The sequence below is a fragment of the Roseicella aerolata genome (assembly GCF_020523605.1).
Classification (GTDB): Bacteria; Pseudomonadota; Alphaproteobacteria; order Acetobacterales; family Acetobacteraceae; genus Paracraurococcus; species Paracraurococcus aerolatus.
On record NZ_JAJAQI010000007.1, the window covers coordinates 76,192 to 98,089 of the forward strand.

A 21,898-nucleotide genomic window follows, 5' to 3' on the forward strand; every position below is an offset into this window, starting at 1 on the left:
TCCGAGCGGATGGGCCGGCCCCGGCGCGACTTTGGCGAGCCAGAGTCTGCTCCGGGTCGAACCTGGCGCTGTCCGCCCGCGCCCTACCCCGCCCGCGCGCCGCTCGCCCAGGATCGGCTCCCACCGCTCCGCCTCCGCCCGGATGAACCGCGCCGCCGCGGCCGGGCCGCCCGCCAGCGGCTCGATCCCCGCCTCCGCATGGCGCGCCTGCAGCGACTGCCAGGAAGACGCGGCATAGCCCGCCACCCCCGCCTCCTGCAGCGTCGGCAGTTCCGGCAGCAGGCGGGACCGGCGGGCGGTGGCCACCGCCAGCATCCGCACTGTCCCGTCCTTCGCCCGCGGCGCCAGCAGGGCCTGGCTGTCGATCATCAGCCCGGCCGGGCTACTCGATCCTGATGCCCGCGCTCTTGATCAACGCCGCGTAGCGCTCGGCATCCTGGCGCAGCAGCGCCGCGGCCTCGGCGCTGGTCCCGCCGCCGGGAATGAAGCCGGCCTCCCGGATGCGGGGGCGCAGCGCGGGGTCCTGCAGCGCCTTGTTCACCGCCGCCGCCCAGCGCTCGCGGATCGGCTCCGGCAGGTTGGCCGGGCCCATCAGCATGTACCAGACATTGGCGTCGAAGCCGGGGAAGCCGCTTTCCGCCACCGTCGGCAGGTCGGGCAGCCATTCGATCCGGTCCGGCATGGTGGTGGCCAGCGCCCGCACCCGCTCGCCGCGGATATGCGGCAGGTAGGTGGGGAAGGTGTCGATCGCCAGGTCGATGCGCCCGGCCAGGATCTCGTTCACCGCCTGGCCGGTGCCGCGGAAGGGCACATGGGTCATCTTCACGCCCGCCGCCGCGGCCAGCAGTTCCGCCGCCAGGTGCTGCTGCGTGACGACGCCGGAGGAGGAGTAGTTGAGCGCCCCCGGATTGGCCCTGGCATGCGCGATCAGCCCGGCCAGGTCGCGCGCCGGGGAGGAGAGCGGCACCACGACCACCAGCGGCACGGTCGCCGCCAGCACCACCGGCGTCTGGTCCTTGTGGATGTCGAAGGGCGGCGGGCTCATCTGCGGCGGCACCACGGCCGAGGCGCTGACCGTTGTCATGAACATGGTGTGCCCGTCCGGCGCGGCCCGGCTGCCGGCCAGCGCGGCGACGGTGCCGCTGGCGCCGGGGCGGTTCTCGACCGCCACCGGCTGGCCGAGCTCCGCCTGCAGGATGGGGGCGAGGAAGCGGGTGATGATGTCGGTGCCGCCGCCGGGGGCGAAGCCGACCAGGATGGTGACGGGCCGCGTCGGCTCCCAGCGCGCCTGGGCGAGGGCGGGGGCGGCCAGCGGGGCCAGGACGGGCGCGGCCAGGGCCGTGCCCAGCAGCCGGCGACGTGTGGTCATTCTTCCTAATCCTCCCTTGTGTCCTGTCAGCACGGGCCTGGTGGGCGCCCGCGCGTGCCGCCACGCAGGCGCGGCGGCCTCAATGCGTCGTCTCGTCCCGCCGGACGCGGCGGATGCCGCGCAGCGTCGCCCGCCGGTCCCAGCGATGGCCGCAATCCGGGCATTCCCAGGCCACCGTGCTGCCGCCCTCCGCGATGCCGAGCGCCCGCGACCAGCGCCAGGGCGGCTCGAACAGATGGCGCAGATCGGCGGGGACCGGGCCGCCGTCCAGATCGGCCCGGCAGGCGGGGCAGCGGCCCGGCGCCGGGCTCACGTCCCGGTCCAGCTCGCCGGCTTCTTGGCGAGGAAATTCGCCACGCCCTCGCGGAAGTCGTTGCTGGTGAAGCACATGGTCACCAGGTCGTCGCCCTCCACCTGGCGGGCGGCGAGGCGGAGGCGCCGCATCGCCTCCTTGGTTGCGCGCAGCGTCAGCGGCGCATGGCCGGCGATGGTGCGCGCCAGCGCCTCGGCCCGGGCCTGCAGCGCGGCGTGGTCGGGCAGCACTTCCGAGACCAGGCCGATCGCCCTGGCCTCCTCCGCCTCGATCAGCCGCGCGGTGTAGACCAGGTCGATGACCCGCGCCGGGCCGATCAGCGCGGCGAGGCGCGCGTAATTCGCCATGGAAAGGCAGTTGCCGAGCGTCTTCGCGATCGGGAAGCCGATGCGGGCATTGGCTGCGGCGATGCGCATGTCGCAGACCGCGGCGATGCCGGCGCCGCCGCCGGTGCAGGCGCCGGCGATGGCGGCGATGGTCGGCTTCGGGCAGGCCTCGAGCGCGGAGAGGACGCGGTCGATCCGCTCCTCGTACTGCAAGGCATCCTCGGGCGTGCGGAATTCGGTGAATTGCGAGATGTCGGTGCCGGCGGCGAAGGCCTTCTCGCCGGCGCCGGTGATGACCAGGGCGCGGAGCGACCGGTCCTCCCCGGCCGCAAGGGCGATCTCCCGCAGCTTCTCATACATCGGGAAGGTCATCGCGTTGCGCGCCTGGGGACGGTTCAGCGTGATGAAGCCGATGCCGTCGCGCGTTTCGTAGAGCAGCTCGTCCATGGGGTTCCTCCCGGGGTTGGACCCATTGGTGCCGGGGCCCGGGCCGGTTATCAAGCCATGGACCGCAAATGGGGCGGCCTGCTGGTCCCCGCCTTCGTCCGCAGAAGGCAGGGTCAGGACGCCAGGAGGAACGACGAATGCTGCCGCTGTCCCGCTTCACCGTGCTCGACCTCACCCGGGTCCGTTCCGGCCCCACCTGCGTCCGGCAGCTCGCCGACTGGGGCGCCAATGTCATCAAGATCGAGGCGCCGGAGGAGATCGACACCGGCAGCGGCATGGGGGGCGAGCGGCACGGGCCGGACTTCCAGCATGTGCACCGCAACAAGCGCGGCATCACGCTGAACCTGAAGCACCCGGACGGCCTCGCGCTGTTCCGGAAGATGGTCGAGAAGGCCGATGTGGTGGTGGAGAACTACCGCCCCGACGTGAAGGACCGGCTCGGGATCAATTTCGAGTCGCTGTCGGCCATCAACCCGCGCATCGTGCTCGGCTCCATCAGCGGCTTCGGCCAGACCGGGCCTTACGCGAAGCGGCCGGGCTTCGACCAGATCGCTCAGGGGATGGGCGGGCTGATGAGCGTGACCGGCCTGCCCGGCCAGGGCCCGGTGCGGGTCGGCATACCGGTCGCCGACCTGACGGCCGGGCTCTACACAGCCATCGGCATCCTGGTCGCGCTGCTGGAGCGGGAGCAGACCGGCAAGGGCCGCTGGGTCCATACCAGCCTGCTGGAGGCCATGGTGGCGATGATGGACTTCCAGGCCACCCGCTGGACGATGAAGGGAGAGGTGCCGAAGCAGGCCGGCAACGACCACCCGACCACCGTGCCGACCGGCCTGTTCCGCACCAAGGACGGGCTGATGAACCTGGCCGGCGGCGGGCAGGAGATGTGGAACCGGATCGTCGCGACCCTCGGGATCGAGGAGCAGGCCAAGAACCCGGCCTTCGCCACCGACAAGTCCCGCGCCGAGAACCGGGAGAAGACCAATGCCCTGCTGCAATCGGTGCTGGAGACCGATACCTCCGAGAACTGGATCGCCAGGCTGAACAAGGCCGGCGTGCCCTCCGGCCCGGTCTATTCCATGGACCAGGTCTTCGCCGACCCCCAGGTGCAGCATCTCGGCATCGAATGGCCGGTGGAGCATCCGGCGCTCGGCACGGTGAAGCTGGTGCGGGCGCCGATGAACCTGGAAGGGGTGGAGCCGCCGCGCCGGCCGACGCCGGAGCGGGGCGAGCACACCGCCGAGGTGCTGGCGGAGTTCGGCGTCCCGGCCGAGGAAGTGGCGGCGCTGAAGGCGAAAGGTGCCGTCTGACGGTCCTTGACCGGGGCGCCCGGCTGCGTCAGCAGGGCGCCTCCACTCGGGAGGGACGCGACGCCCATGCGCATCGCCTCGGTCCGCGACGGCGTCGTGCCGATCGCCTCCGCCATCGCCAATGCCTATATCGATTTCTCCAAGATGACCGCATCGGTCGTCGCGGTGACGGTCGAGGACGGCCAGGGCCGCAGCGCCACCGGCTACGGCTTCAACAGCAACGGCCGCTACGCCCAGCCCGGCCTGCTGCGCGAACGCTTCATCCCCCGCCTGCTGGAGACGCCGGAGGCGTCCCTGGCGCATGAGGATGGCGGGCTGGAGCCGGCCGGCGCCTGGGCCAGCATGATGCGCAACGAGAAGCCGGGCGGCCATGGCGACCGCAGCGTCGCGGTCGGCGTGCTCGACATGGCGCTGTGGGATGCGGCCGCGAAGTTGTCGGGGTTGCCGCTCTGGAAGCTGCTGGCCAACCGGTACCGTGGGGGCGAGGCCGACGAGACGGCCTGGATCTACGCGGCGGGCGGCTACTACTACCCGGGCAAGGGCCTCGATGAGCTGGTGGCCGAGATGCAGCGCTACCTTGATCTCGGCTACAGCGTGGTGAAGATGAAGATCGGCGGCGCGCCAGGCACGCCGATCAAGGATGCCCTCAAGCTCGACATCGCGCGGATCGAGGCCGTCCTCAAGCTGCTCGGCGGGGACGGCTCGCGCCTCTGCGTGGACGTCAACGGCCGCTTCGGCCTGCATGCGGCGCTCGCCTATGGCGCCGCCCTCGCTCCCTACAGGCTGCGCTGGTACGAGGAGCCGCTGGACCCGCTGGACTACGCGACCCATGCGACGCTGGCCGAGCATTACAGCGCGCCGATCGCCACCGGCGAGAACCTGTTCTCCATGCAGGACTGCCGCAACCTGATCCGCCATGGCGGACTCAGGCCGGACCGGGACATCCTGCAATTCGACCCCGCCCTCTCCTACGGACTGGTCGAATACATCCGCACGCTGAACATGCTGCAGGAGCATGGCTGGTCGCCGCGGCGCTGCGTGCCGCATGGCGGGCACCAATTCGCGCTGAACATCGCGGTCGGGCTCGGCCTCGGCGGCAATGAGAGCTATCCGGAGGTCTTCGCGCCCTTCGGCGGCTTCGCCGATGCCACGCCGGTCGAGGACAGCCGGATCCGCATGCCGGACGTGCCGGGCATCGGCTTCGAGGCGAAGTCCAGCCTCTGGGCGGTGCTGAAGGACCTGTAGGGCCGAGCCGCCGCGCGCCGGGGCGGGCGCCGCCCCGCCTTCCCCTCGGCGCCGGGCCGGGCAAACTGCCGGCCCACCCCGCGCCGGAGTCGCCCCCATGGCCCGCATCCTCGTCGTCAACGGCAACACCACGGAGGCGATCACCGGCCGCATCGCCGAGGCCTCCCGCGCCGCGGCGCCCGAAGGCACGGAGATCGAGGCGGTGACCGCCCCCTATGGCCTGCCGCTGATCGTCACCCGCTCCGACTGGCTGCTCTCCGGCCCGCCCATCCTGGCAGCGCTGGCCGAGCGGCGCGGCACCTATGACGCCGCGGTCATCGCCGTCTTCGGCGACCCGGCGCTGGAGGCGGCGAAGCAATTGCTGGACGTGCCGGTCCTCGGCATCTCGGAGGCCGCCTTCCATGCGGCCTCCATGCTCGGGCGGCGCTTCGGCATCGTCTCCTTCACCGCGGCGCTCAGGCCGATGTTCGAGGACTGCCTCGACCACCATGGCCTCCGCGCCCGCTGCGCCGGCTTCCGCATGGGCCCGCCCGATGCCTCCTATCCCGCGGTGCTGGGGGCGGCGGAGCAGGAGCGGCTCCTTGCCCTGGTCCGCGCCTCCATCGAGCAGGACGGGGCGGAGGCGGTGATCCTGGCCGGCGGGCCGCTGGCGGGCCTCGCGCCGGTGCTGCAGCCGCTTGTGCCGGTGCCGCTGGTGGACGGCACGGCGGCGGCGGTGCGGCTGGCCTCGGCGCTGGCCGGGCTGCCACGGCCGGTGCGGGCGCGGGCGCCGCGGGTGCTGACGGGCTACGGGCCGGCGGTGACGGCGCTCTATGCCGGCTGAGGCGTGATGCGCGCCGGCTCCAGGCTGGCATAGACATCGCCGCTATTGGCCTCGGCCGGCAGGGCGGCGATCCAGCTGGCCATGCCGGCCGCATCCAGCGGCGCGGCATGGGCGAATTCCATGCTCTCGCCGAGGCAGGCATTGAAGGCAAGGGGGCCGAGCGCGGCGAGGCGCTCCAGGCATTCGCGCGCCACGCCGCGCTGGATGGTGGTGAATTCAAAGGAGAGCGTGCGCGGCGCGAAGGAAAGCCCGGCGAGCGCCGCCGCCTCATAGCCTTCGACATCGATCTTCACGAAGTCCGGCCGGCCATGCGCCGCCGCCAGCGCGTCCAGCGTGGTGACGGACAGCGCGATCTCGGCATCCCAGCGCTGGCCTTCCCAACCCGGCGCGCCATCGGCGGCGGCAATGAAGTCGGGGCTGGCGGTGGCGACCGTCGGGTTGGCGGTGTTGAGGCGCAGCACCGCCTCCCCCGCCTCGGCGCCGACCAGCGCCGCGACCCGTGCGACGCCCGGATCGCGCCCGAAGAGCAGCCGCAGCAGCCGGGCGAGGCGCGGCTGCGGCTCCACCGCGACGACGCGGGCGCCGATCCGGCGGAAGCTCGCCGTCCGGTCGCCGACATGCGCGCCGATATCGAAGGCGAGTTCCCCGGGGCCAAGGAAGCGGCGGTGGAAGGCGTCCAGCCGCTCCGCCCGGCCGGGCGGGTAGTAGAGGCGGAGGCTGCGCCCGATGGCGCGCGCCGTCGTCACGCCCGATGGCTCACGCGGCCGGCGGGGTTTCGTAGCTGGCCAGCAGCCAGGACTCGGGCTCGGCCAGCGCCTCCCGGTACCAGCGGTCGACCAGCGGCTGGGCGCGCACGGCTTCCATGTAGCGGCGGGTGGTGGCCGAGAGCTCCGGCTGCCAGGTGAGGAAGCGGCCGACCACGGGCGCGTACATGGCATCCGCCAAGCCGAAGCGCGGGCCGAAGAGGAAGGGCCCGCCATGCGCGGCCAGGCATTCCGCCCAGATCGCCTCAATCCGCGCGATGTCGGCCAAGGCGGCCGGCGTGCGGCCCAAGCCGGAGAAATCCCGGCCGGCATTGAACCACATGGCCTGGCGCAGGCCGCGGAAGCCGGCATGCATCTCGGCGGCAATGGAGCGCGCGGAGGCGCGGGCCGCCCGGTCCTGCGGCCAGAGGCCGGGCGCGGCTTCGGCGCAGTATTCGCAGATGGCCAGGCTCTCCCAGACCTTCGCCCCCTTGTGCTCCAGAAAGGGGACAAGGCCCGCCGGCGTCCGGGCGGCGATGGCCGGGGTGCTGCCGCCGCCCTCGGAGCGGACGAAGGGGATCAGCTCCTCCTCCACGTCGAGCCCCGCCAGATGCACGGCCAGCCAGCCGCGCATGGACCAGGAGGAGTAGCGCTTGTTGCCGATGAGGAGGCGGCCGTCAGGCATGGTCTTTGGCATCCGGGGTCAGGCGGGCGAGCAGGGCGTCGAGGGGGGCGTCCTCGTCCAGCAGCTCGTCCAGGGTGAAGGGGCAGGGTTCGGGCAGGTGGCGCAGGTCGCGGCCGAGCTTCGCCGCGGCGGCCTTGCCGGCGGTCCGCCAGACGCGGCCGAGGCGCGGCTCGACCTCCCGCCGCATGGAGGGAAGGTACCGCCGCACGGCGTTGTCGCGGAAGACGATGACCTCCCGCTGCCAGTGCCGGACGGACGGGGCACCGGGTTCGACGGCCAGGTAGATGAGGTGTTCGAGCAGCCGCCGCAAATTGCTCTCCACCCGGAAGCGTTGCTCGCTGCCCAAATCCTCCACCTCCTCGATCAGGTTGGGCAGATCGAGTCCTTCGGCCAGGTTCGGCCGCGTCTCCGCCAGCCGGCGCAGGGCGGCGGCCTGTTCCCGGGTCCAGGCATAGAAGTCGCGGTCGTGCAGGCTGCCATCCATGGCGGCGGGCTCCTCCGGCATCGTTCCTAGCATGGCAGGGCCCATCCTGGCAGCGCCGGCTTGCCACCCCGCCCGCGCGGGTGTTCCCTGGCGCCGACTGCCGGAGCCCCTCGCATGAACGAGATGAGCGTGTCGCGTCCGAACAACCTGGACGCCTACTGGATGCCCTATTCGGACAACAAGTACTTCAAGTCCAACCCGCGGATGCTCGCCCGGGCGGAGGGCATGCACTACTACACCCCCGAGGGTAAGGAGATCCTGGACGGCACCGCCGGCCTCTGGTGCTGCAATGCCGGCCATGGCCGCGTGGAGATCAAGGAGGCGATCCAGAAGCAGGCCGCCATCCTGGACTACGCGCCGACCTTCCAGCTCGGCCATCCCATCGCCTTCGAGGCCGCGGCGCGCATCGCCGAGATGACGCCGGAGGGAATGGACAAGGTCTTTTTCACCAACAGCGGCTCCGAGAGCGCCGACACCGCCCTCAAGATCGCCCTCGCCTACCACAAGGCCCGTGGCGAGAGCTCCCGGGTCCGGCTGATCGGGCGGGAGCGGGGCTATCATGGCGTCGGCTTCGGCGGCATGTCGGTGGGCGGCATCGGCGGCAACCGCAAGCAGTTCGGCGCCCTGCTCCCCTATGTGGACCACCTGCCGCACACCCATGGCCTCCCGGAGAACGTTTTTGCTCGTGGCCAGCCGGAGCATGGGGCGCACCTGGCCGATGCGCTGGAGAACCTGGTCGCGCTGCACGGCGCCGAGACCATCGCGGCGGTGATGGTCGAGCCGGTCGCGGGCTCCACCGGCGTGCTGGTGCCGCCCAAGGGCTATCTGGAGCGGCTGCGGGCCATCTGCGACAAGTATGGCATCCTGCTGATCTTCGACGAGGTCATCACCGGCTTCGGGCGAATCGGTACGAATTTCGGCGCCGAGCGGCTGGGCGTCACACCCGACATCATGACCATGGCGAAGGGGCTGACCAACGCCGCCGTGCCGATGGGCGCCGTCGCGGTGAAGAACTCGGTCTATGACGCGGTGGTGGATGCGGCGCCCTCGGGCATCGAGCTCTTCCATGGCTACACCTATTCCGGCCACCCGCTGGCCGCGGCGGCGGCGATCGCCACCATGGAGCTGCACCGGGCGGAGGACCTGCCGGGCCGGGCGCGCGCCATCGAGCCCTATTGGCAGGAGGCGGCGCACAGCCTGCGGTCCTTGCCCAACGTCATCGACATCCGCGACTGCGGCCTGATCGCGGGCATCGAGCTGGCGCCGCGCCCGGGCAAGCCGACCCAGCGCGCGCTCGACATCTTCCGCCGCTGCTTCGACGAGGGGGTGCTGATCCGCGTCACCGGGGATATCGTCGCCCTCTCCCCGCCGCTGATCGTGGAGAAGCCGCATGTCGACCGGCTGATCGGCACGCTGGCGGAGGCGATCAGGGCCGAGGCGGCCTGAGCCGGACGCCCTGATCGGCATGGGGCACCCCGGAGGTGCCCCCTGCTGCCTGCGCCCAAACTCGTCATTGCCGACGACCGGGCCGCCTTGCTCGGGCGCCTGGCCGCCGGCAACGCTGCCGGAAGGTGAGCAAGGGGCCACGGCTGGTGGAGGCGCAAGAGGGGTTGCAGGGGGGCCGATCAAGGCAGACACATTGATGCGGCCTCGGGCGCTGACGCCGCCTTCGCCCTGGCTAGGCGGATAGGCCAGGGACCGCATCGCGGCCCCGGCCGCCGATGGCGGCTGCAAACCGGACTTTCTGCCTGCCGGTAGCGCAGGCGGCCCTCGCCGATGGCAAGGCCGCCCGGACCGCAGACGGAGGCCGGCCCTTTGCCCACCGGCCCGCCTCGCCCCATATTCCCCGGCAACAGCCCCCTCGCCCCTCGCGGAGCCCCCATGAGCGAAACCTCTCCCGTCCCCGTCACCGTCCTCACCGGCTATCTCGGCGCCGGCAAGACCACGCTGCTGAACCGCATCCTCAGCGAGAATCACGGCAAGAAATTCGCCGTGGTGATCAACGAGTTCGGCGAGCTCGGCGTGGACAACGACCTCGTCGTCGATGCCGACGAAGAGGTCTTCGAGATGAACAACGGCTGCATCTGCTGCACCGTGCGCGGCGACCTGATCCGCATCATCGGCGGCCTGATGAAGCGCCGCGGCAGGTTCGACGGCATCATCGTCGAGACCACCGGCCTCGCCGACCCTGCCCCGGTCGCCCAGACCTTCTTCGCCGATGAGGACGTCAAGCGCGCCACGCGGCTGGACGCCATCGTCACGGTCGTGGACGCCAAGAACCTGCCCGCCCGCCTCAAGGACAGCAAGGAGGCGGAGGAGCAGATCGCCTTCGCCGACATCATCGTGCTGAACAAGATGGACCTGGTGACGGAGGCCGAGGCGGCCGAGGTCGAGCGGAAGATCCGCACCATCAATCCCTGGGCCGAGATCCGCCGCAGCACCAAGTCCGACGTGCCGATCGATGCCGTGATCGGCCGCGAGGCCTTCGACCTGAAGCGCATCCTGGAGCGCGAGCCGGAATTCCTCTCGGGCGAGGATGAGCACGAGCACGATTCGGAGGTGATGAGCGTCTCCTTCGAGGTCTCGAAGCCGATCGACCCGGAGCGCTTCAATGCCTGGATGACGCAGCTGCTCGCCAGCAAGGGCCAGGACCTGCTGCGCACCAAGGGCATCCTCTACTACGCCAATGACGACCGGCGCTTCGCCTTCCAGGCCGTGCACATGATCGCCGATGGCGACTTCATCGGCCCGGTGCGGGAAGGCGACCCGCGGCGCTCGAAGATCGTCTTCATCGGCCGCGACCTGAACCGGCCGCAGCTCCGCCGCGGCTTCGAGAGCTGCCAGGTGGACGCATGAGCGAGGCGAGCGGCGCGGATTTCCTGCTGGAGGCGCGCGGGACCAGCCGAGACCTCGGCGCCTGGGTGGTCGGCCTCGCCTTCGGGCGGGACGGCAGCCTCGGCCTCGGCCTCGGGGACGGCACCCTGCGCATCGCGCAGCCGCGCGACCTGCAGGCCGAATGGCAGACCGTCACGGCGCATGACGGCGCCGTGCTCGATCTCTGCGCCGATGCGAAGGCCGGCTTCCTCTCCGGCGGCGACGACGGCCGCCTGGTGCACATCGCGCCCGACGGCACGGTCGGGGAGGTCGCCCGGCTCGGCGCCATGAAATGGGTCGAGCATGTCGCCGCGCACGAGTCCGGCCTCCGCGCCGCCTCGGTCGGCAAGCAGCTTCATCTGTTCGACGGCAAGGGCGCGAAGCTCAAGACGCTGACGCATCCTTCCTCCGTCGGCGGCATCGCCTTCGATGCCAAGGGCAAGCGCGTGGCGGCCAGCCACTACAACGGCGCCTCGCTCTGGTTCGTCGCCTCGAAGGAGGACAAGCCGCGCGTGCTGGAATGGAAGGGCAGCCATGCGGCCATCGCCATCAGCCCGGACGGCACGCATGTGGTGACCGCGATGCAGGAGAACGCCCTGCATGGCTGGCGGCTGGCCGATGGCCAGCACATGCGCATGTCCGGCTACCCGTCCAAGACCCATTTCCTGTCCTTCACCGCGCGCGGCAAGTGGCTGGCGACCAGCGGCGCCGATGCGGTGGTGGTCTGGCCCTTCTTCGGCGGCGGCCCGATGGGCAAGGCACCGACCGAGCTTGCGGGCGGCGATGGCGTGCTGTGCAGCGCGGTCGCCTGCCATCCGCAGCACGAGATCGTGGCGGCCGGCTTCGCCGACGGGCTGGTGCTGCTGGCGGAGATCGCCTCGGGCAAGGTCGTGCCGGTCGCGGCACCCGGGCATGGCTCGGTCTCGGCGCTCGGCTGGAATGCCAGCGGGACGCATCTGGCCTTCGGGACGGAAACCGGTTTCGCCGGGCTGGTGGACCTCTCCCGCCGGTAGCAGCGGCCACGATCAGCCTGCCTGCAAGGGAAAGGCTGCACACGGCGATGGCCGGACACCGGCCCATCCTGCGGACCCTCCGCGCCCCCTTCTGCCAACGGCCGGGATGCCTGACCGCATCCGGGCAGGGGCGCCGCGCTGGCGGGGCCGCAGGCGCGGTCTCGGCGCGGGCCCGTGCCCCCGGTTGGCAGGACCGCCTTGCAGCCACGCCGCCCGGCATGGCGCGAAGCCTTCAGGCCCGCCGCACCGGCCCGACCGACAGCCAGCCGCCCCGCTGCGGCACAGGCACCCGGACGGGCATCACGCAGGTGTAGAAGGCGCGCAGCAGCACGGCAGGCGGCTCCGCCACGGCCTGTTGCCCCGCCGGTTCCTGCCCCTGGCCGGGCGGTGCGGCCCGCTTCGCGCGATCCGCCCGTGCCTGGTGGGGCCGTATCGCGGTGGAGGCGCCCTCCGGCGTCACGCAGCCTAGCCCGGGGCCCGGTGCCGCATCTTCCGGCGATGCGGCACGCGCCGTGGTGGGCAGGGAGAGCCCCGCGGTCACAAGCCCGATGGCGGCGAGGCGCCACCAAGGCGCCGCGCTTGCGCAAAGCTTTTCCATGGGTTACGTGCCTGTTCTATGCGTTCGTCTGAACGCGGTTCGGCTACCCTGCCAACGCGGGGTTGCGGCCAGCTGTTCCCTGCAAAGATTCTTGGACCGTGCGGGAACCGCCATGCAACCGGCGCGGCCTTTGCGGCCTTACCCGGCATTCCCTGGGGGATGAGGACCGATGGCACGACCGGCCGACGATGATGATGACGTGGATCTCGGCATCAGCCTGGAGACGGTCGCGACCGTGGTGGACCACGTCCGCGCCATCCAGGCGACCGAGGAGACCGACCCCGCCCAGCTCTCGGAGGACGAGAACAGCGAGGCGGCGCTGCTGCAGGAAAACCCGGACGACCTGACCGAGGGCTCGCTGCGCGAGTTCATCGACGAGCTGAACGAGGACGAGCAGGCGGCGCTCATCGCCCTCGCCTGGGTCGGGCGTGGCGATTACGGCCCGGAGGAGTGGGAGGAGGCCCTGCGCCTCGCCGCCGAGCGCAATGAGAACGGCGATGCCGGCAGCTACCTGCTCGGCATGGACATGGTGGGCGACCTGCTGGCCGAGGGTGTCGCGGCTTTCGGGCTGTCGATCGAGGAAATCGAGCGCTGAGTTCCGGCAGGCGGCGGATACCGGAATGCCCGCCGCCTGCCCCCCCCGGCTGATCAGCCGGCTACCGGCCCCGGCAGCGCCGCGATCTCGCGGATCAGCTTGCGCTTCACCGCATTCCCGAAGCTCTGGAAATCCTCGGCGACGATGACGAAGGCACCGGGCCCGCCGATCACGCTCTCCCGGTAGTACTCGTCGAGCGGGACGGGCGGCATGCGGCCGAAGGTTGGACGGTCGTTCACGATCGGCAGGCCGTTGATGGTGACGCCCTCCGCCACCAGCCGGTCACGGGCCATTTCCACCGGGCCGCCGCTGTTGTTCACGCCATCGCCCGAGACGTCGATGACCCGCCGCGTCGCGTCGAAGGGCGCCTGCGCCAGCACGGTGCGGGAGAAGTCGAGCCCACCCGAGATCGAGGTCCAGGAGAGCGAGGCCCGCGGCGCCTCCGCCAGGCGCTCGGACCAGAGCTGCGCCTCCGCCGGGCCGGAGATGCGCATCCAGGGCAGCACCAGGCGCTGGTACTCGGCGCCCGCCCATTCGACATAGGCGACGCCGATGGCGCCGATCATGCCGCCGCGGATCGCCTCCACCACCTGCGGGTCGGAGACGGCGGCGCGGTAGCCTTCGCGCTGCAACCGGGCTTCGTCGTCGTCGATCGAGCGGGAGACATCGACCGCGAGGACCAGCAGCACATCCACCGGCTCGCCCACCGCCCGGGCCCGGCGCGGTGCAAGGGCGAGCGGGGCGCTGGCCGAGAGCGCGGCCGCACCGGCCGCCAGCAGGGAGCGCCGGTGCATCTCCGCAGCCTCCGTTCCATGATGCCTTTGCAGCATGGAAACCCGGCAGCCGCCCCCGGTTCAACCGGTTCCGCAGAATTGTCGCGGATTACAGAGATGAGAGGACAGCCTCCGCCACCCGCGCGATATCGCCCTCCGCCAGATAGGGGTGCATGGGCAGGGAAAGGCAGCGGTTGCAGAGATCCTCGCTGACCGGCAGGGGCGGCGCGCCGGCCGTGATGCCGGCGGCATGCGCCGCCGCATAGGCGGGCTGATGGTGCAGCGGCTTGGGGTAGTAGATGGCGGAGGGCACCCCGGCCGCCTGCATCGCCGCCTGCACCCGGGCCCGCACCGCCGCATCCGGCAGCAGGATGGTGTAGATGCCCCAGGCGCTCTCGGCGCCCGCCGTCACCTGCGGTGTCGCCACCCGGCCGCCGAGCGCGGCCTCGTACCAGGCGGCGGCCTGGCGGCGGGCGACCAGCTCGCCCTCCAGCAGCGGCATCTTGGCCAGCAGGATGGCCGCCTGGATGCTGTCCAGCCGGCCGTTCATGCCCGTCCGCAGCACCTCGTAGCGGCTCTTGCCCTCGCCATGGGTGCGGAGCGAACGGTAGAGCTCCGCCCTCTCCGGATCATCGGTCAGGATGGCGCCGCCATCGCCGTAGCAGCCTAGCGTCTTGGTCGGGTAGAAGCTGCAGGCCGTGGCATGGGCCCAGGTGCCGAGCCGCCGGCCATGCAGCGCGCCGCCGAAGGCCTGCGCGGCATCGTCGAGGGCGAACATGCCATGCTTCTCGCACAGCCCCTCGATCGCCGGCCAATTGGCGGGCTGGCCGTAGAGATCGACGCCGATGACGGCGCGCGGGCGCAGCCGCCCCTCCTTCTCCACCAGCGCGACGCGGCGGGCGAGGTCCTCCAGGTCGATGTTGAAGCTGGCCGGGTCCACATCCACGAAGACCGGCGTGGCGCCAAGCACCAGCGGCACCTCGGCCGTCGCGGTATAGGTGAAGGCGGGCAGGAAGACCGCATCGCCCGGCCCGATACCCTCCGCCATCATGGCGATCTGCAGCGCATCGGTGCCGGAGGAAACGCCGACGGCATGCGCCGCGCCGGTGAATTCGGCCAGCTTCGCCTCGATCGCATCCACCTCCGGCCCCTGGATGAAGCGGCCATGGTCGAGGATGCGGGCGATGCCGGCATCGATCTCGGCACGGATCAGGGCCTGCTGGGCCTTCATGTCGAAGAAGGCGATGGGGCGGGTGGAGGTGGTCATGCGCGTCCTGGGCCTGTTACCAGCGATGAGGGCTTAGCGCCGGGGCGGCCGGAGGCAAAGTCACTGCCGGTATCGCAATGCAACATGTCCGGACCGAGCCCCCCGGCGCGTGGCGCCGCCACCCGGGCCATGCATCCGGCGCGGCGGGAACCGGCCGGGCGGTATCAGACCACCTTGTCGCTGATGACCTGCGGCACGGGAACCGAGCCGGCGAAGGAGGGCCGTGCCTCCAGCCGCGCCGAGAGCGCGACGAGATTCGGGTACTGGCTGCGCCAGGGATGCTCGGGGAAGCGGACATCGAGATAGCGCAGCACCGTCCCGGTCGCGATATCGGCCAGGCCGAAGCGGTCGCCCACCACCCATTCGCGGTCGCCGGCGATCTCGGCCAGCGCCCGCAACCCGCCATCCACCTTGCGGCGCTGCCGGGCGATCCATTCCTGGCTCTGCTGCTCCGGGCTGCGGTGGCGTTCCCAGAACAGCAGCACGCAGGCGTCGCAGACGCCGTCGGCGATGACCTCCACCTTGCGCGCCGCCAGCCTTTCCCAGGTATCGGTCGGCACCAGGGCGGGCTCGGGCCATTTCGCCTCGATCACCTCCAGGATGTAGCGGCTCTCATAGGCGCTGGTCCCGTCCTCGAAGATCAGGACCGGCAGCTTCTCCAGCGGGTTGTGTTTCGGCGTCTGGGTGGTGCTGTTCCAGGGCACCTCCGTCACCAGTTCGAAAGGAATGCTCTTCTCGGCGAGCGCGATGCGCACCTTGCGGGCATAGGGGCTCGGCGTGGCGCTGATGAGCCTGAGCATGGGCGTTTCCTCCTGATCCGGGCGCGGCGGCGCGGCGCCCATCAACCTCTCCTGCGGGTCCTGCCCGCCCGTGAAAGGGCGTGGCGCGAAAGCATGTCTCATGCCAGGCGCGTCAAGGCAGCGGGCCGCCGCCGCGCCACGCCGTCCTGCAAGGGGCTCAGCCGCCCAGCGCCCCCATCGCCCGCAAGGCGCGGATCTCGGCCGGGGTGTAGCCGTGTTCGGCCAGGATCGCCTCGCTCTCGGCGCCGAGCGCGGGGGGCGGCCCGGGCGGCACCTTGGTCTCCCCCGCGATGTGCAGCGGGCTGTCCACCGTCCGGCCGCCCGTGGTGGTTTCGCGGATCGCGCCCGTCGCGCGCGGCTGGGCGGCCTCCGCCGCCTCCTGCGTGGTCGCCACCGCATCGAAGGTCAGCCCCGCCGCATCCAGCAGCGGCCGCCATTCGGCAAGGCTGCGCGCGGCGAAGGCGGCATCCAGCAGCGGGATGAGCGCCGCCGCATTCTCCCGCCGCAGCACCTGGCTGGCGAAGCGCGGGTCCTCGCCCCAGGCGGGCTGGCCGAGCACCTGCAGCAGCGCCGGCCATTGCCGCGCCTCGTTCAGCAGGGCCAGCAGGAACCAGCGGCCGCAGCCGGCCTGGTAGAGATTGCCGAGCGCGTTCGGCGCCTGCTCCCGCGGCGGCCGGGGGATGAAGCGCGCGCCGTCCAGCGCCGCCTGCACCATGAAGCCATTGGCCCAGAGCCCGGCCTCCAGCAGCGAGACATGCACGAGGCCCCCCTGCCCCGTCCTCTCCCGCCGGTAGAGCGCGGTGACGATGGCACCATAGAGCGCGAGGCCGGTCGGGTGGTCCCCCAGGCCCGCCACCGAACGGCCCGGCGCGGCGCCGGCATGCGCGCGCACCAGATCCATCAGCCCGCTGCGCGCCCAATAGGCCGTCGCGTCGAAGCCAGTCTTGTCGGCCTCCGGCCCGGTCTCGCCATAGGCGGTCAGCGCGGCATAGATCAGCCGCGGGTTCAGCGCCGCCAGCACCTCCGGCGCGATGCCGAGGCCCGCGCGCAGCCGCGGCACGGCATTGGTGACGAAGACATCGGTGGTCGCGATCAGCCGGTGCAGCACCGCCTGCCCCTCCGGCCGCTTCAGGTCCAGCACCAGGCCGCGCTTGCCGCGATTGTCCAGCACCCAGGGGTAGTCGGTATCGCCGCGCGGCTGGCCCGGGGCGCCGGCGAGGGCGCGATAGGCATCCCCGCCGGGCGGTTCGAGCTTGATCACCTCGGCACCGAAATCGCCGAGGATGGTGGCCGCCGAAGGCCCGGCGACATAGCTGGCGGCATCGATCACGCGCAGCCCGGCGAAGATCCCGGCCATCCGCGACGTCTCCCCTGGTTTCCCACCATGCTGCGGCGGAGGGAAGCGTCGCGGCAAGCCCTACCGCACGCTGCTCTGCGAGATGCCCGCCGGCACCGCGGTGCGGCCGCCATCCACGACATATTGCGCGCCGGTGATGTTGCCCGCGAGGTCGCTGCAGAGGAAGAGCACCAGGTTCGCCACCTCCTCCGGCGTGCCGTAGCGGCGGAGCGGGAGGGAGGCGGCATAGCGTTCCTCCACGCCTTCCGGGTTGTTGGGCGAGACCTGCTTCGCGATGTCCTGCACCATGCGGGTCGCGATCGGGCCCGGGCAGATGGCATTCACGCGGATGCCCTGCGGTCCCACCTCGCCCGCCGCCACCTTGGTCAGGCCGATGACCGCGTGCTTGGAGGCGACATAGGCCGGCATGCCCACAGTGCCGACCAAGCCGGCGATGGAGGCGGTGTTCACCACCGCGCCGCGCCCCTGCCGGATCATCACCGGCAGCACATGGCGCAGGCCGAGGAAGACGCCCTTCACGTTGACGCCCATCACCGCGTCGAAGACCGCCTCCTCATACTCCGCGGTCGGGGCGACCTTGCCCTCGATGCCGGCATTGTTGTGGAAGCAGTCGATGGCACCGAAATTGTCGAGCGCGGCCTGCACGAAGGCCTCGACATCGGCGGCGCGCGTCACATCGGCCTGGCGGAAGATGGCGGACTTGCCGATCTCGGCGGCGACGGCCTCGCCGGCTTCCGCATCGCGGTCCACCACCACCACCCTGGCGCCGTGCCGCGCGAAGCCGAGCGACACCGCCCGGCCGATGCCATGCGCGCCGCCGGTGACGACGGCCACCTTGCCGTTGAAATCCATTCTTGGTTCCTCCCGATCGCATCAGCGTCCGATGCCCGGCCATGCTGGCCCCCCGCGCCCGGGGACTCAATATCGCAGATGGACGAGGCGACCCGGGCGGCACCACGGCTTGCGCATTCGCGCGGGCTTCCGCAGGCTGCGGGCAGAACAAGACCCGGCACCGGAAACGTCCATGCCCGAACTTGCCGAACAGACCCGCATCGCGGCGCCGCTTGCCGCGGTCTGGCCCCTGCTGAGCGATCCCGCCCTGGTGGCCGGCTGCATCCCGGGCGCGACGCTGGCGCCGGACCAGGGCGACGGCCTCTGGCGCGGGGCGGTGAAGGTGCGCTTCGGCCCGACCACCGCCACCTTCCGCGGCGAGGCGAAGCTGGATTTCGACCATGCCGCGCATCGCTGCAGCATCGAGGGGCGCGGGATCGACCAGCGCGGCGCCTCCCGCGCCCTCGCCTCCGGCACCGTGCAGGCGAGCGCGGAGGGCGAGGCAACACTGCTGGAGGTGCAGGGCAGCTTCACCGTCACCGGCCCGCTGGAGACCTTCGCCAATGCCGGCGGCGTGCATGTGGCGCGCGCCCTGCTGGCCGAGTTCTCCGCCAACATGGCGAAGCTGGTGGCGGAGCGCGCCCCCGCCGCGGCGCCGGAGCCCGCGGCGCCGGAGCCCGCGGCGGAGGCAGCCACGCCGGCAGCGAGGCCGGCGCCGGCAGCCGCGCCACCGCCGCCCGCGCCCGCGGCGGAACTCAGCGGCGCGCGGCTCCTCTGGCGCGCCTTCCTCTCCTGGCTGCGCAGCCTCTTCGTCCAAGGGAAAGCATAGGAATGGCCGCCAAACTGCAGGATGTCCTCGCCCAGGCCTTCGCGGCCGAAGGCTGCGAGGTGCTGTTCACCCTGATGGGTGACGCCAACATGTACTGGTCCGAGGCGATGTCGCGCCAGCCGGGCATGACCGTGGTGAATGCCCGGCACGAGCACTGCGCGGTGGCGATGGCGGACGGCTATGCACGGGCCACCGGCAAGGTCGGCGTCGCCTCCACCACCTGCGGCCCGGGCTTCACCCAGATCATGACCGCGCTCGCCATCGCCGCGCGGGCCAACGTGCCGCTGGTGGTCTTCGCCGGCGATTCACCCATGCTCGCCTCCTACTACATCCAGCAGATCGACATGGCGCCGCTGGCCCAGGCGACCGGCGCCCATTACATCCCGGTCCGGTCCATGGACCGGGCGCTGGACAATGTGCGGGAAGCCTTCCACATCGCCGCGCTGGAGCGCCGCCCCGTCGTGCTCAGCGTGCCGATGGACCTGCAGAAGCAGCCCTATCCCTTCATGGCGGATTACATCCCCTCCGCCGACACCCTGCCCCTGCCGCAGCGCCCGATGCCCGATCCGGCCATGACGGACCGGCTGGTGGCGATGATCGCCGAAGCCGAGAGGCCGATCATCATCGCCGGCCGTGGCGCCAAGCTGGCGAAGGCGCGGAGCGCCATCGAGGCGCTGGCCGAGCAATCCGGCGCGCTGCTGGCGACCTCGCTGCAGGCCAAGGGCATGTTCGACGGCAACCCCTATGCGCTCGACATCGCCGGTGCCTTCGCCTCCGACTTCGCGCGGGAATGCTTCGCGGAGGCCGACCTGGTCATCGGCATCGGCGTGGGCCTCGGCGCCTATACCACCGAGAGCGGCTATCTCTACCCCAACGCCCGCACGGTGCAGATCGACATCAACCCGCGCGGGTTGTGGCAGGGGCTGCGCACCGCCGACCTGCACATCCATGCCGATGCCGCGGGCGGGGCGGAGGCGGTCACCGCCGCGCTACGCCAGCGCGGTGTCTCGAAGCCGGGCTTCCGCAGCGCCGAACTCGCGCGGCAGATCGCCGGCGACGCGCCGGACCGCAAGGAATTCGCGGTGGCGCCCGGCCTGGTTGATCCGCGCAAGGCGATCCTTGAGCTTGACGCCCTCATCCCGAAGGACTGGGACGTGGTGATCGGCGGCGGGCACTACTTCGGCATTGCCATGACCCATCTGCGTGGCCGCGCGCCGGAGCGCTACCACGTGGTCAGCGATTTCGGCGCCATCGGCAACGGGCTGCCAGCCGCCATCGGCGTGGCCGCCGCGCGCAAGGACGGCAAGGTGCTGCTGATCGAGGGCGACGGCAGCCTGCTGATGCATATCCAGGAGCTGGAGACGGTGCGCCGGGAAGGCCATCGCATGGTCATGGCCATCATCAATGACGGCGGCTATGGCGCGGAGATCCACAAATTCCGCGCAACCGGCCTGGACCCTGCGCTGGTCATCCATGGCCGGGGCGACCTGGCCGGCATCGCGACCGGCTTCGGCATCCGCGGCAGCACCGTCACCGGCCTCGGCGCCATGGGCGGCCTGTTCCAGGCGCACCAGTCAGCCAACGGCGCCAGCCTGTGGGACATCCACACGGACGATGCCGTGGTCTCCCGCCCCTATCGCCGGGTGCATTACGGCGAGGCGTGAGCCTCGCCGCCCCGTGTCCTGGCGGCCGGGCCACGGCTTCGGGCAGGGCCCTCCACCGGCCGGATGCCTCATGGCTGGCGCATGTCCTGCCTCGGAAGCCGGCGGCCCTGCGGGGCGCCGGCTTCGCGGCTACGGCCACGGCGCGCATGCGCGCGCCCGGCCCGCTCCGCGGGCCGCGGGTCGGGACGTCCTGCGCCGAGGATCAGCGCCCGCCGAAGGCGGCATCCGCCGCCAGCACGCGCTCGGCCTGGCGCAGATGCGGCATGTCGAGCATCTTCCCGTCCAGCCCGACCGTGCCGAGGCCGGGATGGGCGGCGAAGACCTCCACCACGCGCCGGGCGAAGGCCACCTCCTCCGGCGTCGGGCGGAAGCCCTCGTTGATCGGCCCGACCTGCGCCGGGTGGATGGCGATCTTGCCCGTGAAGCCCTCCCGCCGTGCCGCGGCGCAGGCGGCGCGCAGCGCGGCCTCGTCGCGGAAATCCGGCTCCAGCGTGTCGATCGGCTGCACGCCGGCGGCGACGGCGGCCAGCAGGCAGTGCGATCGGGCCAGCCGGTAGGTCAGCGCCATGGCGCCCGCCGCGTCGCGGTTGCCGGTGGCGCCCAGCGCGGCAGGCAGGTCCTCCGCCCCCCAGGTCAGGCCGGCGAGGCGCGGCACCGGCAGGCGCGCATAGTCGCCGAGCTGCAGCACCGCCGCCGGCGTCTCCGTCGCCACGGCCAGCAGCCGGATGCTGCCGGCCGGCAGGCCGTCGCGGGCCTCCAGCGCGTCGAGCCAGTGGGAGAGGCGCAGCAGCTCGGCCGGTCCCGCGACCTTCGGCACCACCAGCCCCTCCGGCGCGGCGCGCACCACCGCGGCGGTGTCCGTGAGCCCCTCGCCCTCCAGCGGGTTGATGCGGACCCAGAGGCGCGGGCGCCGCGCCGCGCCCGCCTGCGCGGCGAGGTATTCGGCGATCATCCCGCGCGCCAGCAGGCGCCGCCCGGCGGCGACCGAGTCCTCGAGGTCGAGGATCAGCGCATCGGCGCCGCTCTCCCCGGCCTTGGCGAGCTTCCGCTCGCTGTCGCCGGGGACGAAGAGCCAGGAGCGCGGCGGCGCTCTCACGCCGGCCTCCCCTTCATCAGGGCGGAACGGCGGCAATGTGCCACCAGCTCCTCCTTCTGGTTGTAGGCGCGGTGGATGAACTCCACGATCCCCTGGCCGGGGCGCGATCGGCTCTCGCGCCTGGCGATCACTTCCGACTCCACCCGGATGGTATCGCCGTGGAAGAGCGGCTTCGGGAAGCGCACCTCGTCCCAGCCGAGATTGGCGACCGTGGTGCCGAGCGTGGTGTCGCCGACCGAGATGCCGACCATGAGGCCGAGCGTGAAGGCGCTGTTGACGATGCGCTGGCCGAATTCCGTCTGGGTGCGGCAGTATTCCTCATCCAGATGCAGCGCCGCCGGATTGTGCGTGAGGGCGGAGAACCAGACATTGTCGGCCTCGGTGATCGTCCGCCGGATGCCGTGGCGGAAGACCTGGCCGACCTCGAACTCCTCGAACCAGAGACCGGGCATGCTG

General features: G+C 71.8%; 23 protein-coding genes. 9 read left to right on the forward strand and 14 right to left on the reverse strand.

The window, feature by feature from the left end:
• Positions 1-382: 382 nt before the first annotated feature.
• The 3 genes from LHA35_RS06440 to LHA35_RS06450 all read right to left on the reverse strand — a co-directional run bounded on the left by LHA35_RS06440 (position 383) and on the right by LHA35_RS06450 (position 2,455).
• On the reverse strand, positions 383-1,369 hold the full coding sequence (locus tag LHA35_RS06440; RefSeq protein WP_226605990.1) for a Bug family tripartite tricarboxylate transporter substrate binding protein: 987 nt from the start codon (positions 1,367-1,369) through the stop codon (positions 383-385).
• Between the two features lie 79 nt (positions 1,370-1,448).
• Positions 1,449-1,682, reverse strand: a complete 234-nt coding sequence (locus LHA35_RS06445; RefSeq protein ID WP_226605992.1) for a zinc ribbon domain-containing protein — start codon at positions 1,680-1,682, stop codon at positions 1,449-1,451.
• Positions 1,679-2,455, reverse strand: a complete 777-nt coding sequence (locus LHA35_RS06450) for an enoyl-CoA hydratase (RefSeq protein ID WP_226605995.1) — start codon at positions 2,453-2,455, stop codon at positions 1,679-1,681. The genes LHA35_RS06445 and LHA35_RS06450 overlap by 4 nt, the downstream gene beginning before the upstream one ends.
• Before the next feature lie 137 nt (positions 2,456-2,592).
• On the opposite strand from LHA35_RS06450, the gene LHA35_RS06455 reads away from it, so the two are divergent.
• From LHA35_RS06455 to LHA35_RS06465, 3 genes are all read left to right on the forward strand, one after another.
• Positions 2,593-3,765: a CaiB/BaiF CoA transferase family protein gene (locus tag LHA35_RS06455; protein ID WP_226605998.1), complete on the forward strand. Its 1,173-nt coding sequence runs from the start codon at positions 2,593-2,595 to the stop codon at positions 3,763-3,765.
• A 66-nt stretch (positions 3,766-3,831) separates the two neighbouring features.
• A complete protein-coding gene (locus LHA35_RS06460; protein WP_226606000.1) occupies positions 3,832-5,010 on the forward strand; it encodes an enolase C-terminal domain-like protein in 1,179 nt (392 codons plus the stop codon).
• A gap of 97 nt (positions 5,011-5,107) precedes the next feature.
• Positions 5,108-5,833, forward strand: a complete 726-nt coding sequence (locus LHA35_RS06465) for an aspartate/glutamate racemase family protein (RefSeq protein WP_226606002.1) — start codon at positions 5,108-5,110, stop codon at positions 5,831-5,833.
• On the opposite strand, the gene LHA35_RS06470 is transcribed toward LHA35_RS06465, so the two are convergent.
• Genes LHA35_RS06470 through LHA35_RS06480 form a run of 3 tightly spaced genes read right to left on the reverse strand, consistent with a single transcriptional unit; the run spans position 5,821 to position 7,778 of the window.
• Complete coding sequence (locus LHA35_RS06470) at positions 5,821-6,579, reverse strand: FkbM family methyltransferase (protein WP_226606004.1); 759 nt, start codon at positions 6,577-6,579, stop codon at positions 5,821-5,823. The two genes, LHA35_RS06465 and LHA35_RS06470, sit on opposite strands and share 13 nt — an antisense overlap.
• Positions 6,580-6,589: 10 nt before the next feature.
• Positions 6,590-7,261, reverse strand: a complete 672-nt coding sequence (locus LHA35_RS06475; RefSeq protein ID WP_226606005.1) for a glutathione S-transferase family protein — start codon at positions 7,259-7,261, stop codon at positions 6,590-6,592.
• Positions 7,254-7,778 (reverse strand): DUF29 domain-containing protein, encoded by a 525-nt coding sequence (locus LHA35_RS06480; protein ID WP_226606007.1) that lies wholly within the window; start codon positions 7,776-7,778, stop codon positions 7,254-7,256. The genes LHA35_RS06475 and LHA35_RS06480 overlap by 8 nt, the downstream gene beginning before the upstream one ends.
• A gap of 81 nt (positions 7,779-7,859) precedes the next feature.
• On the opposite strand from LHA35_RS06480, the gene LHA35_RS06485 reads away from it, so the two are divergent.
• From LHA35_RS06485 to LHA35_RS06495, 3 genes are all read left to right on the forward strand, one after another.
• Positions 7,860-9,191, forward strand: coding sequence for an aminotransferase class III-fold pyridoxal phosphate-dependent enzyme (locus LHA35_RS06485; RefSeq protein WP_456316072.1), 1,332 nt, complete (start codon positions 7,860-7,862; stop codon positions 9,189-9,191).
• Positions 9,192-9,626: 435 nt separating this feature from the next.
• The gene (locus tag LHA35_RS06490) at positions 9,627-10,601 is read left to right on the forward strand and encodes a CobW family GTP-binding protein (protein WP_226606009.1); all 975 of its coding nucleotides are present in this window, start codon (positions 9,627-9,629) and stop codon (positions 10,599-10,601) included.
• On the forward strand, positions 10,598-11,632 hold the full coding sequence (locus LHA35_RS06495; protein ID WP_226606010.1) for a WD40 repeat domain-containing protein: 1,035 nt from the start codon (positions 10,598-10,600) through the stop codon (positions 11,630-11,632). Before LHA35_RS06490 ends, LHA35_RS06495 begins: the two co-directional genes overlap by 4 nt.
• Positions 11,633-11,864: 232 nt before the next feature.
• Here LHA35_RS06495 and LHA35_RS06500 read toward each other — a convergent pair whose 3' ends face one another.
• Entirely contained in the window at positions 11,865-12,230 is a 366-nt protein-coding gene (locus tag LHA35_RS06500; RefSeq protein ID WP_226606013.1) for a hypothetical protein, read from the reverse strand.
• 169 nt (positions 12,231-12,399) lie between these two features.
• Here LHA35_RS06500 and LHA35_RS06505 point away from each other — a divergent pair, with 169 nt between their 5' ends.
• On the forward strand, positions 12,400-12,825 hold the full coding sequence (locus tag LHA35_RS06505; RefSeq protein WP_226606017.1) for a DUF3775 domain-containing protein: 426 nt from the start codon (positions 12,400-12,402) through the stop codon (positions 12,823-12,825).
• Between the two features lie 53 nt (positions 12,826-12,878).
• Here the strand turns inward: LHA35_RS06505 and LHA35_RS06510 are convergent, their stop codons facing one another.
• The 5 genes from LHA35_RS06510 to LHA35_RS06530 all read right to left on the reverse strand — a co-directional run bounded on the left by LHA35_RS06510 (position 12,879) and on the right by LHA35_RS06530 (position 17,874).
• Positions 12,879-13,619 (reverse strand): DUF1194 domain-containing protein, encoded by a 741-nt coding sequence (locus LHA35_RS06510; RefSeq protein ID WP_226606019.1) that lies wholly within the window; start codon positions 13,617-13,619, stop codon positions 12,879-12,881.
• Positions 13,620-13,707: 88 nt separating this feature from the next.
• Positions 13,708-14,865: a DegT/DnrJ/EryC1/StrS family aminotransferase gene (locus LHA35_RS06515; RefSeq protein ID WP_226606020.1), complete on the reverse strand. Its 1,158-nt coding sequence runs from the start codon at positions 14,863-14,865 to the stop codon at positions 13,708-13,710.
• 164 nt (positions 14,866-15,029) lie between these two features.
• Positions 15,030-15,665: a glutathione S-transferase C-terminal domain-containing protein gene (locus LHA35_RS06520; RefSeq protein WP_226606022.1), complete on the reverse strand. Its 636-nt coding sequence runs from the start codon at positions 15,663-15,665 to the stop codon at positions 15,030-15,032.
• A 157-nt stretch (positions 15,666-15,822) separates the two neighbouring features.
• The gene (locus LHA35_RS06525) at positions 15,823-17,022 is read right to left on the reverse strand and encodes a CaiB/BaiF CoA transferase family protein (protein WP_226606023.1); all 1,200 of its coding nucleotides are present in this window, start codon (positions 17,020-17,022) and stop codon (positions 15,823-15,825) included.
• 60 nt (positions 17,023-17,082) lie between these two features.
• Entirely contained in the window at positions 17,083-17,874 is a 792-nt protein-coding gene (locus LHA35_RS06530) for an SDR family NAD(P)-dependent oxidoreductase (RefSeq protein WP_226606025.1), read from the reverse strand.
• Between the two features lie 172 nt (positions 17,875-18,046).
• Here LHA35_RS06530 and LHA35_RS06535 point away from each other — a divergent pair, with 172 nt between their 5' ends.
• Entirely contained in the window at positions 18,047-18,682 is a 636-nt protein-coding gene (locus LHA35_RS06535; protein WP_226606027.1) for an SRPBCC family protein, read from the forward strand.
• Positions 18,683-18,684: 2 nt separating this feature from the next.
• Positions 18,685-20,346 (forward strand): thiamine pyrophosphate-binding protein, encoded by a 1,662-nt coding sequence (locus LHA35_RS06540; RefSeq protein WP_226606028.1) that lies wholly within the window; start codon positions 18,685-18,687, stop codon positions 20,344-20,346.
• Between the two features lie 202 nt (positions 20,347-20,548).
• Here the strand turns inward: LHA35_RS06540 and LHA35_RS06545 are convergent, their stop codons facing one another.
• Positions 20,549-21,442 (reverse strand): HpcH/HpaI aldolase/citrate lyase family protein, encoded by an 894-nt coding sequence (locus LHA35_RS06545; protein ID WP_226606031.1) that lies wholly within the window; start codon positions 21,440-21,442, stop codon positions 20,549-20,551.
• Complete coding sequence (locus LHA35_RS06550) at positions 21,439-21,894, reverse strand: MaoC family dehydratase (protein ID WP_226606033.1); 456 nt, start codon at positions 21,892-21,894, stop codon at positions 21,439-21,441. The genes LHA35_RS06545 and LHA35_RS06550 overlap by 4 nt, the downstream gene beginning before the upstream one ends.
• Positions 21,895-21,898 lie beyond the last annotated feature (4 nt).